General features: G+C 50.8%; 22 protein-coding genes and 1 rRNA gene. 17 read left to right on the top strand and 6 right to left on the bottom strand.

Translation table 11 applies throughout. The features are described 5' to 3' along the window. Positions 1–6 precede the first annotated feature (6 nt). The 10 genes from secY to L350_RS02905 all read left to right on the top strand — a co-directional run bounded on the left by secY (position 7) and on the right by L350_RS02905 (position 5664). Positions 7–1338 carry a preprotein translocase subunit SecY gene (secY, locus tag L350_RS02870; RefSeq protein WP_003863305.1) on the top strand — a complete coding sequence of 444 codons (1332 nt, stop codon included), beginning with the start codon at positions 7–9 and terminating at the stop codon, positions 1336–1338. Between the two features lie 31 nt (positions 1339–1369). Next, the gene (gene rpmJ / locus L350_RS0122660) at positions 1370–1486 is read left to right on the top strand and encodes a 50S ribosomal protein L36 (RefSeq protein WP_000868187.1); all 117 of its coding nucleotides are present in this window, start codon (positions 1370–1372) and stop codon (positions 1484–1486) included. A gap of 146 nt (positions 1487–1632) precedes the next feature. Then, positions 1633–1989: a 30S ribosomal protein S13 gene (rpsM, locus tag L350_RS02875; protein ID WP_003863308.1), complete on the top strand. Its 357-nt coding sequence runs from the start codon at positions 1633–1635 to the stop codon at positions 1987–1989. A gap of 16 nt (positions 1990–2005) precedes the next feature. After that, complete coding sequence (rpsK, locus tag L350_RS0122655; RefSeq protein WP_003863312.1) at positions 2006–2395, top strand: 30S ribosomal protein S11; 390 nt, start codon at positions 2006–2008, stop codon at positions 2393–2395. 32 nt (positions 2396–2427) lie between these two features. After that, positions 2428–3048: a 30S ribosomal protein S4 gene (rpsD, locus tag L350_RS02880; RefSeq protein WP_003863314.1), complete on the top strand. Its 621-nt coding sequence runs from the start codon at positions 2428–2430 to the stop codon at positions 3046–3048. A gap of 25 nt (positions 3049–3073) precedes the next feature. Continuing rightward, a complete protein-coding gene (locus L350_RS02885) occupies positions 3074–4063 on the top strand; it encodes a DNA-directed RNA polymerase subunit alpha (RefSeq protein WP_002919219.1) in 990 nt (329 codons plus the stop codon). Between the two features lie 40 nt (positions 4064–4103). Continuing rightward, positions 4104–4487: a 50S ribosomal protein L17 gene (rplQ, locus tag L350_RS02890; RefSeq protein WP_001216368.1), complete on the top strand. Its 384-nt coding sequence runs from the start codon at positions 4104–4106 to the stop codon at positions 4485–4487. Positions 4488–4594: 107 nt separating this feature from the next. Next, a complete protein-coding gene (locus tag L350_RS02895) occupies positions 4595–4963 on the top strand; it encodes a DnaJ family domain-containing protein (RefSeq protein WP_032626763.1) in 369 nt (122 codons plus the stop codon). Positions 4964–4965: 2 nt separating this feature from the next. Continuing rightward, entirely contained in the window at positions 4966–5391 is a 426-nt protein-coding gene (zntR, locus tag L350_RS02900) for a Zn(2+)-responsive transcriptional regulator (protein ID WP_003863328.1), read from the top strand. Positions 5392–5448: 57 nt separating this feature from the next. After that, on the top strand, positions 5449–5664 hold the full coding sequence (locus tag L350_RS02905) for an alternative ribosome-rescue factor A (RefSeq protein WP_022649585.1): 216 nt from the start codon (positions 5449–5451) through the stop codon (positions 5662–5664). On the opposite strand, the gene mscL is transcribed toward L350_RS02905, so the two are convergent. The 5 genes from mscL to def form a co-directional block, all read right to left on the bottom strand. Next, entirely contained in the window at positions 5665–6078 is a 414-nt protein-coding gene (gene mscL / locus L350_RS02910) for a large-conductance mechanosensitive channel protein MscL (RefSeq protein ID WP_003863335.1), read from the bottom strand. A 146-nt stretch (positions 6079–6224) separates the two neighbouring features. Then, positions 6225–7601, bottom strand: a complete 1377-nt coding sequence (trkA, locus tag L350_RS02915) for a Trk system potassium transporter TrkA (RefSeq protein WP_032626760.1) — start codon at positions 7599–7601, stop codon at positions 6225–6227. Positions 7602–7623: 22 nt separating this feature from the next. Beyond that, a complete protein-coding gene (gene rsmB / locus L350_RS02920) occupies positions 7624–8910 on the bottom strand; it encodes a 16S rRNA (cytosine(967)-C(5))-methyltransferase RsmB (RefSeq protein ID WP_032626889.1) in 1287 nt (428 codons plus the stop codon). Between the two features lie 52 nt (positions 8911–8962). After that, entirely contained in the window at positions 8963–9910 is a 948-nt protein-coding gene (gene fmt, locus L350_RS02925; protein WP_032626758.1) for a methionyl-tRNA formyltransferase, read from the bottom strand. A 23-nt stretch (positions 9911–9933) separates the two neighbouring features. After that, on the bottom strand, positions 9934–10443 hold the full coding sequence (gene def / locus L350_RS02930; RefSeq protein WP_023307093.1) for a peptide deformylase: 510 nt from the start codon (positions 10441–10443) through the stop codon (positions 9934–9936). Between the two features lie 127 nt (positions 10444–10570). On the opposite strand from def, the gene dprA reads away from it, so the two are divergent. From dprA to L350_RS02960, 6 genes are read left to right on the top strand one after another with little or no spacing between them, the layout of a single operon-like run. Further along, entirely contained in the window at positions 10571–11695 is a 1125-nt protein-coding gene (gene dprA / locus L350_RS02935; RefSeq protein WP_032626756.1) for a DNA-protecting protein DprA, read from the top strand. Then, entirely contained in the window at positions 11667–12140 is a 474-nt protein-coding gene (gene smg / locus L350_RS02940) for a DUF494 family protein Smg (protein ID WP_000460665.1), read from the top strand. The genes dprA and smg overlap by 29 nt, the downstream gene beginning before the upstream one ends. A 26-nt stretch (positions 12141–12166) precedes the next feature. After that, entirely contained in the window at positions 12167–12721 is a 555-nt protein-coding gene (locus tag L350_RS02945) for a DNA topoisomerase family protein (protein WP_023298754.1), read from the top strand. Continuing rightward, on the top strand, positions 12714–13286 hold the full coding sequence (gene tsaC, locus L350_RS02950) for an L-threonylcarbamoyladenylate synthase type 1 TsaC (RefSeq protein ID WP_022649580.1): 573 nt from the start codon (positions 12714–12716) through the stop codon (positions 13284–13286). Before L350_RS02945 ends, tsaC begins: the two co-directional genes overlap by 8 nt. Before the next feature lie 4 nt (positions 13287–13290). Next, complete coding sequence (gene aroE / locus L350_RS02955; RefSeq protein WP_032626754.1) at positions 13291–14109, top strand: shikimate dehydrogenase; 819 nt, start codon at positions 13291–13293, stop codon at positions 14107–14109. Next, complete coding sequence (locus tag L350_RS02960; RefSeq protein WP_032626752.1) at positions 14106–14354, top strand: DUF1488 family protein; 249 nt, start codon at positions 14106–14108, stop codon at positions 14352–14354. Before aroE ends, L350_RS02960 begins: the two co-directional genes overlap by 4 nt. Here the strand turns inward: L350_RS02960 and L350_RS02965 are convergent. After that, positions 14330–14884, bottom strand: coding sequence for a gamma carbonic anhydrase family protein (locus L350_RS02965; RefSeq protein ID WP_032626749.1), 555 nt, complete (start codon positions 14882–14884; stop codon positions 14330–14332). The genes L350_RS02960 and L350_RS02965 overlap by 25 nt on opposite strands. 477 nt (positions 14885–15361) lie before the next feature. On the opposite strand from L350_RS02965, the gene L350_RS0122650 reads away from it, so the two are divergent. Next, a 16S ribosomal RNA gene (locus L350_RS0122650) occupies positions 15362–15453 on the top strand; the annotation flags it as partial.

The raw sequence follows: 15453 nt of genomic DNA, 5'->3' as shown, positions 1-15453 counted from the left end.
TAGCAGATGGCTAAGCAACCGGGATTAGATTTTCAAAGTGCCAAAGGTGGATTTGGCGAGCTGAAACGCAGACTGCTGTTTGTAATCGGCGCGCTGATTGTGTTCCGTATTGGCTCTTTTATTCCGATCCCTGGTATTGATGCCGCTGTACTTGCCAAACTGCTTGAGCAACAGCGAGGCACCATCATTGAAATGTTCAACATGTTCTCTGGTGGTGCTCTCAGCCGTGCTTCTATTTTCGCACTGGGTATTATGCCGTACATTTCGGCATCGATTATTATCCAGCTGCTGACGGTCGTTCATCCGGCCCTGGCAGAGTTGAAGAAAGAAGGGGAGTCTGGACGTCGTAAGATTAGCCAGTACACCCGTTACGGCACTCTGGTGCTGGCAATATTCCAGTCGATCGGTATTGCTACCGGTCTTCCGAATATGCCTGGTATGCAGGGCCTGGTATTAAACCCAGGCTTTGCATTCTATTTCACCGCTGTTGTAAGTCTGGTCACAGGGACCATGTTCCTGATGTGGCTCGGCGAACAGATTACTGAACGAGGTATCGGTAACGGTATCTCAATCATTATCTTCGCCGGTATCGTTGCGGGTCTCCCGCCGGCCATCGCCCATACTATCGAGCAAGCGCGTCAAGGCGACCTGCACTTCCTCCTGTTGCTGTTGGTTGCAGTATTAGTATTTGCAGTGACGTTCTTTGTTGTCTTCGTTGAACGTGGTCAACGCCGCATTGTGGTGAACTACGCTAAACGTCAGCAGGGTCGTCGTGTCTATGCTGCACAGAGCACACATTTACCGCTGAAAGTGAATATGGCGGGGGTTATCCCGGCTATCTTCGCTTCCAGTATTATTCTGTTCCCGGCAACCATCGCGTCATGGTTCGGGGGCGGTACTGGTTGGAACTGGCTGACAACAATTTCGCTGTATTTGCAGCCTGGGCAACCACTTTATGTGTTACTCTATGCGTCTGCGATCATCTTCTTCTGTTTCTTCTACACGGCGTTGGTCTTCAACCCGCGTGAAACAGCAGATAACCTGAAGAAGTCCGGTGCATTTGTACCAGGAATTCGTCCGGGAGAGCAAACGGCGAAGTATATCGATAAAGTAATGACTCGCCTGACTTTGGTTGGTGCGCTTTATATTACTTTTATCTGCCTGATCCCGGAGTTCATGCGTGATGCAATGAAAGTACCGTTCTACTTCGGTGGGACCTCACTGCTTATCGTTGTTGTCGTGATTATGGACTTTATGGCTCAAGTGCAAACTCTGATGATGTCCAGTCAGTATGAGTCTGCATTGAAGAAGGCGAACCTGAAAGGCTACGGCCGCTAAATGGTCGTCTGAGAAGTTACGGAGAGTAAAAATGAAAGTTCGTGCTTCCGTCAAGAAATTATGCCGTAACTGCAAAATCGTTAAGCGTGATGGTGTCATCCGTGTGATTTGCAGTGCCGAGCCGAAGCATAAACAGCGCCAAGGCTGATTATTTCGCATATTTTTCTTGCAAAGTTGGGTTGAGCTGGCTAGATTAGCCAGCCAATCTTTTGTATGTCTGTACGTTTCCATTTGAGTATCCTGAAAACGGGCTTTTCAGCATGGTGCGTACATATTAAATAGTAGGAGTGCATAGTGGCCCGTATAGCAGGCATTAACATTCCTGATCAGAAACATGCTGTGATCGCATTAACTTCGATCTACGGCGTCGGCAAGACCCGTTCCAAAGCCATTCTGGCTGCAGCGGGTATCGCTGAAGATGTTAAGATCAGTGAGCTGTCTGAAGAACAAATCGACACGCTGCGTGACGAAGTTGCCAAATTTGTCGTTGAAGGTGATCTGCGCCGTGAAATCAGCATGAGCATCAAGCGCCTGATGGATCTTGGTTGCTATCGCGGTTTGCGTCATCGTCGTGGTCTGCCAGTGCGCGGTCAGCGTACTAAGACCAACGCACGTACCCGTAAGGGTCCGCGCAAACCGATCAAGAAATAATCGGGGTGATTGAATAATGGCAAAGGCACCAGTTCGTGCACGTAAACGTGTAAGAAAACAAGTCTCTGACGGCGTGGCTCATATCCATGCTTCTTTCAACAACACCATCGTTACTATTACTGATCGTCAGGGTAACGCATTGGGTTGGGCAACAGCCGGTGGTTCCGGTTTCCGTGGTTCTCGCAAATCCACTCCGTTCGCAGCTCAGGTTGCAGCAGAGCGTTGCGCTGAAGCCGTAAAAGAATACGGCATCAAGAATCTGGAAGTTATGGTTAAAGGTCCGGGTCCGGGTCGTGAATCTACTGTTCGCGCTCTGAACGCCGCTGGTTTCCGCATCACGAATATTACTGATGTGACTCCGATCCCTCATAACGGTTGTCGTCCGCCGAAAAAACGTCGCGTATAACGCTCGTTTTTTAGGTTAGTTGGAGATAGAAAATGGCAAGATATTTGGGTCCTAAGCTCAAGCTGAGCCGTCGTGAGGGCACCGACTTATTCCTTAAGTCTGGCGTTCGCGCGATCGATACCAAGTGTAAAATTGAACAAGCTCCTGGCCAGCACGGTGCGCGTAAACCGCGTCTGTCTGACTATGGTGTGCAGTTGCGTGAAAAGCAAAAAGTTCGCCGTATCTACGGTGTGCTGGAGCGTCAGTTCCGTAACTACTATAAAGAAGCAGCACGTCTGAAAGGCAACACAGGTGAAAACCTGCTGGCTCTGCTGGAAGGTCGTCTGGACAACGTTGTATACCGTATGGGCTTCGGCGCGACTCGTGCTGAATCACGCCAGTTGGTTAGCCATAAAGCAATCATGGTAAACGGTCGTGTTGTTAACATCGCTTCTTATCAGGTTAAAGCGAATGACGTTGTTAGCATTCGTGAGAAAGCGAAAAAGCAATCTCGCGTGAAAGCCGCTCTGGAGCTGGCTGAGCAGCGTGAAAAGCCAACCTGGCTGGAAGTTGATGCTGGCAAGATGGAAGGTACGTTCAAGCGTCAGCCTGAGCGTTCTGATCTGTCTGCGGACATTAACGAACACCTGATCGTCGAGCTTTACTCCAAGTAAAGCTTAGTACCAAAGAGAGGACACAATGCAGGGTTCTGTGACAGAGTTTCTAAAACCGCGCCTGGTAGATATCGAGCAAGTGAGTTCGACGCACGCCAAGGTGACCCTTGAGCCTTTAGAGCGTGGCTTTGGCCATACTCTGGGTAACGCACTGCGCCGTATTCTGCTCTCATCGATGCCGGGTTGCGCGGTGACCGAGGTTGAGATTGATGGTGTACTTCATGAGTACAGCACCAAAGAAGGCGTTCAGGAAGATATCCTTGAAATCCTGCTCAACCTGAAAGGGCTGGCGGTGAGAGTTCAGGGTAAAGATGAAGTTATTCTTACTCTGAATAAATCTGGCATTGGCCCTGTGACTGCAGCCGACATCACCCACGACGGTGATGTTGAAATCGTCAAGCCGCAGCACGTGATCTGCCACCTGACCGATGAGAACGCAGCTATTAGCATGCGTATCAAAGTTCAGCGCGGTCGTGGTTATGTGCCGGCTTCTGCCCGAATTCATTCGGAAGAAGATGAGCGCCCAATCGGCCGTCTGCTGGTCGACGCATGCTACAGCCCTGTAGAGCGTATTGCCTACAATGTTGAAGCAGCGCGTGTAGAACAGCGTACCGACCTGGACAAGCTGGTCATCGAAATGGAAACCAATGGCACAATCGATCCTGAAGAGGCGATTCGTCGTGCGGCAACCATCCTGGCAGAACAACTGGAAGCTTTCGTTGACTTACGTGATGTACGTCAGCCGGAAGTGAAAGAAGAGAAACCAGAATTCGATCCGATCCTGCTGCGCCCTGTTGACGATCTGGAATTGACTGTCCGCTCTGCTAACTGCCTCAAGGCAGAAGCTATCCACTATATCGGTGATCTGGTACAGCGTACCGAGGTTGAGTTGCTGAAAACGCCGAACCTGGGTAAAAAATCTCTTACCGAGATTAAAGACGTGCTGGCTTCACGTGGTCTGTCTCTGGGCATGCGCCTGGAAAACTGGCCACCAGCAAGCATTGCTGACGAGTAACCGGATCACAGGTTAAGGTTTTACTGAGAAGGATAAGGTCATGCGCCATCGTAAGAGTGGTCGTCAACTGAACCGCAACAGCAGCCATCGCCAGGCTATGTTCCGCAACATGGCAGGTTCACTGGTTCGTCATGAAATCATCAAGACGACCCTGCCTAAAGCGAAAGAGCTGCGTCGCGTAGTTGAGCCGCTGATTACTCTTGCCAAGACTGACAGCGTTGCTAATCGTCGTCTGGCATTCGCCCGTACTCGTGATAACGAGATCGTGGCAAAACTGTTTAACGAACTGGGCCCGCGTTTCGCGAGCCGTGCCGGTGGTTACACTCGCATTCTGAAGTGTGGCTTCCGTGCAGGCGACAACGCGCCGATGGCTTACATCGAGCTGGTTGATCGTTCAGAGAAAGCAGAAGCTGCTGCAGAGTAATCTGTAGTAACGTAAAAAAACCCGCCTCGGCGGGTTTTTTTATATCCGCAGAATCTCCACTTATCTACAATGTCTGTATCTTTTCTGCTCATCCCCTGGAGTTCATTATGTGGTTGCTCGATCAGTGGGCTGAACGCCATATTAGCGATGCCCAAAACAAAGGCGAGTTTGAAAATCTCCCCGGTAGCGGTGAGCCACTGGTGCTGGACGATAATTCACACATTCCCCCTGAATTACGGGCCGGTTATCGCTTACTGAAAAACGCAGGTTGTTTACCCCCTGAACTTCAGCAACGCAATGAAGCCGTCGAGCTTGCCGATCTGCTTAAAGGCATTCATAAGAATGACCCGCGGTACTCCGAAATCAGCCGTCGATTAGCGCTCATCGAAATAAAACTGCGCCAGACGGGAATGAATACTGACTTTTTGCATGGTGAGTACAGTGAAAGGTTAATGCAAAAAATAAACAAGGAGTAGCCATGTACCGCATAGGTGAACTTGCGAAGCTTGCTAACGTAACGCCGGATACTATCCGCTACTACGAAAAGCAGCAGATGATCGATCATGAGGTCAGAACAGAAGGTGGATTTCGCCTTTATACGGATAACGACTTGCAACGCCTTCGTTTTATCCGCTATGCCCGGCAACTCGGCTTCACGCTGGAGTCGATCCGTGAACTGCTGTCGATCCGTATCGATCCTGAACATCATACGTGTCAGGAATCTAAAAGCATCGTTCAGGCCCGGCTGGATGAAGTTGAAGGACGAATTCAGGAGCTGCAGGCCATGCAACGATCTCTACAAAGGCTGAATGACGCGTGCTGCGGTACTGCTCACAGCAGTGTTTATTGCTCAATACTGGAAGCCCTTGAACAGGGCGCCAGTAGTGAAACTCAGGGTTGTTGATTTTTTATCAGCCACGGACTAGACTCCCGCCGACATTAACTATGCTCAGGAGAAATGATGAGCCGCTATCAGCATACTAAGGGACAAATTAAGGATAACGCCATTGAGGCATTGCTTCACGACCCGCTTTTTAGACAGCGTGTTGAGAAGAACAAGAAGGGAAAAGGGAGTTATTTGCGTAAAGGTAAACATGCACAACGTGGTAACTGGGAGGCCAGTGGCAAGCAAGCTAATCGCTTTTTTACCACTGGCCTTTCTGTTTCTCTCGCCTGATTAAACGCGGTTATTCTGCTCTTTTAACAGATCGCGAATTTCAGTCAGTAAGACTTCTTCTTTAGTTGGTGCTGGCGGGGCAGCAGCCGGTTCTTCTTTTTTACGGTTAAGTCTGTTGATAAGTTTGATCGCCATGAAAATGGCAAATGCCACGATCACGAAATCAAATACGTTCTGAATGAATACGCCGTAGTGCATTACAACCGCAGGGATATCGCCCTGAGCTTCCCGAAGGGTGAAGGCGAATTGTTTGAAATCAATGCCTCCAATCAACAGTCCTAACGGCGGCATAATAATGTCGGCGACTAATGATGAAACGATCTTACCGAACGCCGCACCAATAATGACACCCACAGCCAAATCCACCACATTCCCGCGCATCGCAAACTCGCGAAATTCTTTAATAAAACTCATTATGTTCTCCTTGTGCCAGCTGACGCCTATAAGTTTAACAAATGATTAGCTAATTGCCATTGGGGATAAATAATCGTTATGAAAAATAAAAGGCATGAAAATTAGAAGGTTAATATTTGGGTGCCCTCGTCTGAGCACCCAAATCATTACAGGAAGAACGGGCTTGGCTGGAATAAACGCTCGACGTCGGTAATAAATTTTTTATCGGTCAGGAACATAATAACGTGGTCACCCTGCTCAATACGTAAATTATCATTGGCGATCATCACATCATTACCTCGCACTACGGCGCCGATAATGGTGCCTGGTGGAAGTTTAATTTCATCGATTGCGCGACCAACAACGCGTGACGTCGTTTCATCCCCGTGAGCGACGGCTTCAATGGCTTCAGCAACACCACGACGAAGAGATGACACGCCGACAATATCCGCTTTACGCACATGGCTTAGCAGGGCAGAGATGGTGGCTTGCTGGGGTGAAATAGCAATATCAATTACGCTACCCTGTACCAGATCGACATAAGCCTTACGCTGGATAAGCACCATAACTTTTTTCGCCCCCATACGTTTAGCGAGCATGGCGGACATAATATTCGCTTCGTCGTCGTTGGTGACGGCAATAAAAAGATCAACCTGATCGATATGCTCTTCGGCCAGCAATTCCTGATCCGAAGCATCGCCATAAAACACGATGGTATTCTGAAGTTTTTCAGCCAGCTCTGACGCGCGTTGTTGATCCCGTTCGATCAGCTTCACGCTGTAGTCTTTTTCCAGCCGTCTCGCCAGACCTGCGCCAATATTACCGCCGCCAACCAGCATAATACGTTTATACGGTTTTTCGAGACGCTGTAGTTCACTCATCACCGCACGGATATGCTGAGAAGCCGCAATAAAGAAGACTTCATCCCCGGCTTCTACAATGGTGGAACCTTGCGGACGAATAGGTCTGTCGTGACGGAAAATCGCCGCAACACGCGTATTGATATGTGGCATATGCTCGCGCATTGTCGACAGGGCATTACCAATCAGCGGGCCCCCGTAATAAGCCTTCACGACCGCCAGGCTTACTTTCCCTTCAGCAAAGTTCACAACCTGCAACGCGCCCGGGTACTCAATCAGACGATAAATACTGTCGATAACCAGCTGTTCAGGCGCAATAAGATGGTCGATGGGTACTGCTTCGGAATTAAACAGCTTCTCCGCATCCCGGACATAGTCCGGAGAACGAATGCGGGCGATGCGGTTTGGGGTGTTGAAAAGCGAGTAGGCCACCTGACATGCAACCATGTTGGTTTCATCAGAACTGGTTACTGCAACCAGCATGTCGGCATCGTCCGCGCCCGCTTCCCGAAGCACACGTGGATGAGAGCCGTGCCCCTGAACAACGCGGAGGTCGAACTTGTCCTGCAAAACGCGCAGGCGATCGCCATTGGTATCCACAATGGTGATATCGTTGTTTTCACCCACGAGATTTTCCGCCAGCGTTCCGCCAACTTGCCCTGCGCCCAGAATGATAATTTTCATCTTTTGTGACCTGTTCTCAACATCACTCTTTGATTAGCTTAGCGTAAAAGAAACCATCACCCTCTTCTGCGCCCGGCAGGTTTTGCAGACCCGGGTGCTCAGGCGTTCCCGTATCGTGCAGCGTAGCGTCCGGGGTGCGTTTCAGGAAAGCCGCAATTTGCTGACTGTTCTCTTCCGGGAGAACAGAGCAGGTTGCATACACCAGGGTTCCGCCGGGTTTGAGATGCGGCCAGATGGCATCCAGAATTTCGGATTGCAACTGGGCAAGCTCCTTGATATCACGATCGCGACGCAGCCATTTGATATCGGGATGACGACGAATCACGCCGGTTGCTGAGCAGGGGGCGTCCAGCAAAATGCGATCGAACCGGGTATCACCACACCAGTCAGCGGGTTTGCGTCCATCGCCTTGCTTAACCTGTGCTTTCATACCCAGACGCTTAAGGTTGTCATAGACGCGTGAAAGGCGCTGCTCATCAACATCCACGGCCATCACGCTGGCCTGCGGCGCCACTTCCAGGATGTGCGTTGTTTTCCCCCCTGGCGCTGCACAGAGATCGAGGATCTGCTCCCCGTCTTTCGGCTCAAGCCAGGTCATGCAGCCCTGAGCAGATGCGTCCTGTACCGTTACCCAGCCCTCTTCAAAACCGGGTAATGCATGTACCGGTGCAGGGGAGGCTAAACGAACCGCATCAGGATAAGCAGCGTGTGTGAAGCCGCTCATTCCGGCCTCTTCCAGCAGGGCCAGCCATGCGTCGCGTGTATGATGGTTACGATTGACGCGTAACCACATCGGCGGACGTTGATTATTGGCATCCACAATGTCTTGCCATTGCTGTGGGTAGGCTTTTTTAAGGCGATTCAGCAGCCATTCAGGGTGAAGGAAGCGCGCTTCGCTTTGCGCAAATTCTGCCAGCAGTTCGTCCTGCTGACGCTGGAACTGACGCAGCACGCCGTTGATCAATCCTTTTAGCTGAGGACGTTTAATCGCAACGGCACCCTCCACTGTCTCGGCCAGCGCAGCATGAGGTGGAATGCGGGTATGAAGAAGCTGGTAGAAACCGACCATGATCAAATAATGCACGGTACGCTGCTTGCCGCTCATCGGGCGTGACATCAGCTTGTTAATGAACCACTCAAGCTGAGAGAGGGTGCGCAGCACGCCAAAGCACAGCTCCTGAAGCAGGGCTTTGTCTTTATCGGAAACCTTTTGTTGCAGTGGAGGCAGGACATTACTCAGTGACTGGCCCTGCTCGATAACCTGCTCAACGGCCTGAGCCGCCATAGTGCGTAGATTTTGTCTTTTCATAACCGTAAAAATAAAAATGCCCGGAAACACCGGGCCTTAAGAATAAATTTGTTCAGGCAAGGCGATTGCCAGGGATGAACCATTCACGGCGAGAATTTAATAGATCCTGCGCGCTCATTGCCTTTTTACCGGCCGGTTGCAGCGATTCAAGATTCAGTATCCCTTCTCCGGTCGCAACCTGGATACCGTTTTTGCTGGCGTCGATAATCGTACCGGGCTCTGCCGATGCATTGCCGTTAATAACTGAAGCTTTCCAGACTTTCACTGGCTGCTCATCAATCATCAACCAGCTCATCGGCCATGGATTAAAGGCGCGGATGCAGCGTTCGAGTTGAGCTGCTGACAGGGACCAGTCGATCCGGGCTTCTTCTTTACTCAGTTTCTCAGCATAGGTCACCTGTGCCTCATCCTGCACTTCAGGTGTCGCTGTATTGTCAGCAAGCTGTTGCAGCGTCTCAATCAGCCCCTGCGGGCCGAGATCCGCCAGCTTGTCATACAGCGTGGCGCTGGTATCTTCTGCGGTGATGGGACACGCCAGTTTATACAGCATGTCGCCCGTGTCTAAACCTACGTCCATCTTCATGATTGTCACGCCAGTTTCAGCATCGCCTGCCCACAGAGCGCGCTGAATAGGGGCTGCACCACGCCAGCGTGGGAGCAAAGAACCATGAACGTTAACACAGCCCTGGCGGGGCATATCAAGTACCGCTTTCGGCAGAATGAGGCCGTAAGCCACAACTACCATCACGTCCGCGTTCAGGTCTGCCACTAACTTCTGGTTTTCCTCAGGTCGTAATGACGCAGGCTGGAAAACCGGTAAACCATGTGTTTCTGCCAGTACCTTAACCGGGCCAGGCATCAGTTTTTTACCGCGGCCAGCCGGACGGTCCGGCTGAGTAAATACGCCAACAATCTGATGGCCAGACGTTAACAGCGCGTCGAGATGACGCGCTGCAAAATCAGGGGTACCCGCGAAGATTATACGTAGTGATGTAGACACGTTATTCCTTGTATCCGGGGGCGTTAAGCGCGAGAACGCAAACGATCCAGTTTCTCAACTTTCTGACGAATACGCTGTTGCTTCAGAGGTGAGAGGTAATCGATAAACAGTTTACCGACCAGGTGATCCATCTCATGCTGAATGCAAATTGCCAGCAGATCGTCGGCTTCCAGCTCAAACGGATTGCCGTCACGATCCAGTGCGCGGATTTTAACTTTTTCGGCACGTGGCACCAAAGCGCGCTGTTCAGGGATAGACAGACAGCCTTCCTCAATACCTGTTTCGCCGCTTTTTTCCAGCAGCTCAGGGTTGATCAGCACCAGGCGCTCATCACGATTTTCAGAAATGTCGATCACAATAATACGTTTGTGAATGTCTACCTGGGTCGCGGCAAGGCCAATGCCTTCTTCAGCGTACATGGTATCGAACATATCATCGACGATACGCTGAATTTCTGCATTCACTTCTTTAACCGGTTCCGCGACGATGCGAAGGCGCTCGTCAGGAATATGTAACACTTGCAAAACTGCCATAAATTTCCAGAGTCGTGTTCAGGAGTTGATAAGAATATTACTTCTATTCTAGACAAATCCCCGGTCGATTGACAGCATCAGTGACCAATCGCAAAGATTGCTGAGGCTGCTTATGGCAGGGAAAAGGATGACGTCCACAGAGATATGGTTACGGCTTATAAACATCGGGTCGTTATACGGTGATGCGATGCTGGAGATTGCGCAGAGGCTGCTTCGCCAGGCAACCGTCGATGCTGAAGCTGTTAACGCGTCAGGGCTTTCGCCCAAACATGCCGTAAAGTTTTTTTCGTTCAGTGAGAGTGAGCTTGAACGTAGTCTGGAATGGCTGGAACACGCCGACAACCACCTTCTCACGGCGGATGATCCTCGCTTCCCGCCATTGTTGCGTTCTATCCCTGATTTTCCCGGGGCGCTATTTGTGCGAGGCCGCGTTGACGTGCTTAATAGCATGCAGCTTGCGGTTGTGGGCAGCCGTGCGCCCTCGTGGTATGGCGAGCGTTGGGGGAAAATGCTGAGCGAACAGCTGTCCCAATGTGGCTTTACGATCACCAGTGGTCTGGCTTGCGGCATCGACGGTGTAGCACATCATGCGGCGTTGTCCGCAAAAGGGCGAAGTGTCGCCGTGCTTGGCAATGGTCTTTTTAGTCTCTATCCGCGTCGTCATCATATTCTGGCTGAGCAACTTATTGCTTCAGAGGGGGCAATAGTGTCTGAGTTTTCACTCTCAACACCGCCCAGACCGGGTAACTTTCCACGGCGTAACCGGATCATTAGTGGGTTAAGCCAGGGCGTGCTGGTGGTCGAAGCTGCGATTCGGAGTGGGTCGCTGGTTACCGCAAGGTGCGCACTGGAGCAGGGGCGTGAAGTTTTTGCGCTGCCCGGCCCGTTGGGGAACCCCGGCTGCGAAGGCCCTCACTGGCTGATAAAACAGGGGGCGACGCTGGTGACCTGCAAAGAAGATATCCTTGAAAATTTGCAGTATGGACTGCATTGGTTGCAGGATGATCTCCAAAAGCGACATATTTCATCGGATCAGGAGGCAGTAGCATTGCCATTTCCCAAGCTCCTGGCTAACGTAGGAGATGAGGTAACACCTGTTGACGTTGTCGCTGAACGTGCCGGCCAACCTGTGCCAGTAACGGTAGCACAGCTACTCGAACTGGAGTTAGCAGGGTGGATCGCAGCTGTACCCGGCGGCTATGTCCGATTAAGGAGGGCATGCCATGTTCGACGTACTGATGTATTTGTTTGAGACTTACATCCACAACGAAGCAGAAATGCAGGTGGATCAGGACAAATTAACACGGGATCTGACCGACGCAGGTTTTGAGCGGGAAGATATATATAATGCGTTGATGTGGCTGGATAAGTTGGCTGATTATCAGGACGGCCTCGCCGAACCGATGCAGCTTGCTTCTGACCCATTGTCTGTGCGCATCTATACAGCTGAAGAGTGTGAAAGGCTGGATGCCAGCTGCCGGGGATTCATTTTATTCCTCGAGCAGATTCAGGTGCTAAACCTCGAAACGAGAGAGATGGTGATAGAGCGCGTCATGGCGCTGGATACTGCTGAGTTTGAACTGGAAGATCTGAAATGGGTGATCCTGATGGTTCTGTTCAACATTCCAGGCTGTGAAAATGCCTATCAGCAAATGGAAGAATTACTCTTTGAAGTGAATGAAGGTATGCTGCATTAATTCTATGTGCAGCAACAAGAGTTGTTATGGCCAAATCAGCACTCTTCACGGTGCATAAAAACGAGCCCTGCCCACAGTGCGGGGCAGAACTTGTTATTCGGTCCGGGAAACACGGTCCGTTTCTCGGTTGTTCACACTATCCGGAATGTGATTATGTCCGTCCCCTGAAAAGCCAGGCGGATGGACATATCGTCAAAATTCTGGAGGGACAGCTTTGTCCTCTCTGTGGCGGTGAACTGGCGCTGCGGCAGGGGCGGTTCGGGATGTTTATCGGATGCAGCCGCTACCCGGAGTGTGAACATACGGAACAAATTGATAAGCCAGATGAAACGGCAATTGCCTGCCCTCAGTGCCAGCGTGGCCAATTGGTGCAGCGGCGCTCTCGTTATGGCAAGACCTTCCATTCGTGCGATCGCTATCCTGAATGCCAGTTCGTCATCAATTTCAAACCAGTAGCGGGCGTCTGCTCTCATTGCGATTATCCGTTACTTATAGAGAAGAAAACCGCGCAAGGCTTGAAACGCTTTTGCGCCAGTAAACAATGTGGAAAGCCGGTTTCGGCGGATCAAATCAGTGAATAATAACCTGCCATCAGGCTCCATCGCGCAGGCGGTGGAAATCCTGAAAAAAGAAGAAGTCATCGCCTATCCAACAGAAGCCGTTTTCGGGGTCGGGTGTGATCCTGACAGCGAAGTCGCCGTTAACCGTCTGCTGGCGCTAAAACAGCGGCCTGTCGAAAAAGGATTGATTTTGATCGCTGCGAACTACGAGCAGCTTAAGCCTTATATTGATGATTCCATGCTGACACCTGCACAGCGGGAAACCATTTTCTCTGCGTGGCCTGGTCCCGTGACGTTTGTTTTTCCTGCACAGCCGACAACGCCGCGCTGGTTAACCGGGCGTTTCGATTCACTCGCGGTACGTGTCACCGACCATCCGCTGGTGGTGGAGTTATGCCAGGCATTTGGTAAACCTCTGGTTTCAACCAGCGCCAACCTGACCGGGCTTCCCCCTTGTCGGACAACCGAAGAAGTTCTGGCGCAGTTCGGGAATGATTTCCCTGTTGCCGTGGGTGAAACCGGTGGTCGTCTTAACCCGTCAGAAATTCGCGATGCCTTGACCGGCGAACGTTTTCGCCAGGGATAATGTGATGGAAACCTATGCTGTTTTTGGTAACCCGATCGCGCACAGCAAGTCGCCTCTGATCCATCGGCTGTTTGCGGAGCAATTGCATATAGATCACCCATATGGTCGGGTTCTTGCGCCTGTTGATGCATTTATACCGACGCTGAATAGCTTTTTTGATGCGGGTGGTAAAGGTGCGAACGTCACGGTGCCTTTTAAAGAAGAGGCTTTCGGGCGCGCGGATGAACTGACCGAACGTGCATCGCTCGCTGGCGCCGTCAATACTCTTAAGCGGCTTGAAGATGGTCGCCTTCTGGGCGATAACACCGATGGGATTGGTTTACTCAGCGATCTGGAGCGATTGTCGTTTATTAAACCAGGCTTTCGGATCCTGCTGATCGGCGCGGGTGGCGCCTCGCGCGGCGTATTGCTTCCTCTTCTTTCGCTGGATTGTGCGGTGACAATCACCAACCGTACTTTCTCCAGAGCAGAAGAGCTGGCGGCGTTGTTCGCACACACAGGCAGCGTAGCTGCGGTAGCACCTGACGATCTCGCGCGTCACGAATTTGATCTTGTGATTAATGCCACCTCAAGCGGTATTAATGGAGAGATCCCGGCGATTCCTGCATCCCTGATTCATTCCCACATCTACGCCTATGACATGTTTTATCAAAAAGGGAAAACGCCCTTTCTGACCTGGTGCGAACAACAGGGGGCAAAACACGTGGCTGATGGTCTGGGAATGCTGGTGGGGCAGGCGGCTCATGCGGTGCTACTCTGGCATGGCGTGTTACCCGCTGTAGAACCGGTGATTGAAAAGCTCAAACAGGAAATGACGGCGTGAATCAGGCGATTCATTTTCCCGACAGAGAAATCTGGGATGAAAACAAGCAAGCGGTTTGTTTCCCGGTGCTGGTGCATGGAATGCAGCTCACCTGTGCGATTAAAGGGGAAACGTTGCTTCAGCGCTTTGGGGGGGCAGATCCGTTAGCGGTCTTTTGCGAAAATCGCTGGGACCTGGAAGAGGATGCCAGCGATTTGATCCGCGATCAGCAGGAAGACGATCAGGGTTGGGTCTGGTTATCCTGATCCAGATAGTCATTTTTCCATTTAACGTAATTGTTCGCTGAGTATTTCAATCCTTCGATCTCCGTCTCTTTTAGGGGGCGGATCTGTTTAACCGGGCTGCCTAAATAGAGATACCCACTTTCAAGACGCTTGTTTTGCGGAACAAGACTCCCTGCGCCAATCATTACGTCATCTTCTACAATGACGCCATCCAGCAAAATCGATCCCATCCCAACGAGAACCCTGTTACCGATCGTGCAGCCGTGGAGCATCACTTTATGGCCGACGGTAACATCTTCCCCAATAATGAGCGGGTTGCCTTCAGGGTTATAAGATGACTTATGAGTCACATGCAACACGCTGCCGTCCTGAATATTGGTGCGTGCACCGATTGCAACGTAGTTAACATCGCCCCGGATCGCGACAAGTGGCCAGATGCTGACATCATCGGCCATGCGAACATCACCAATGACCACGCTGCTGGCATCGATCATCACGCGATCGCCTTTTTGGGGGAACAGATGTTTATAAGGACGTAATACTGCAAACATATCTACCTCGATACAGATGAGCGTTATTAAAGAAGACTTTGATCGTATTCCTGGAGCGAGGCAAGGCAAAATGCGTCAATTTTTAAGCGGATCGGGTGGGTTTTCAGCGAAAAGCACGGAAAATCATCAGTTGGAAAAAAAGATCTAAAAAATACTTGTGCTAAAAACTGGGATCCCTATAATGCGCCTCCATCGACACGGCGGATGTGAATCACTTCACAGACAACCCGGTCGGTTGAAGAGAAAAAATCCTGAAATAACGGGTTGACTCTGAAAGAGGAAAGCGTAATATACGCCACCTCGCGACAGAGCGCTGAAGCGCGTCGCAACTGCTCTTTAACAATTTATCAGACAATCTGTGTGGGCACTCAAAGTGACATGGATTCTTAATGTCCTCGGACACTAAATGAATACCAAGTCTCAACGAGTGAACACGTAATTCATTACGAAGTTTAATTCATTGAGCATCAAACTTTTAAATTGAAGAGTTTGATCATGGCTCAGATTGAACGCTGGCGGCAGGCCTAACACATGCAAGTCGAACGGTAACAGGAAGCAGCTTGCTGCTT

The sequence above is a fragment of the Enterobacter sp. MGH 4 genome (genome assembly GCF_000534735.1).
GTDB classification, from domain to species: Bacteria; Pseudomonadota; Gammaproteobacteria; order Enterobacterales; family Enterobacteriaceae; genus Enterobacter; species Enterobacter intestinihominis.
This window is presented reverse-complemented; position numbering and strand designations above follow the sequence as displayed.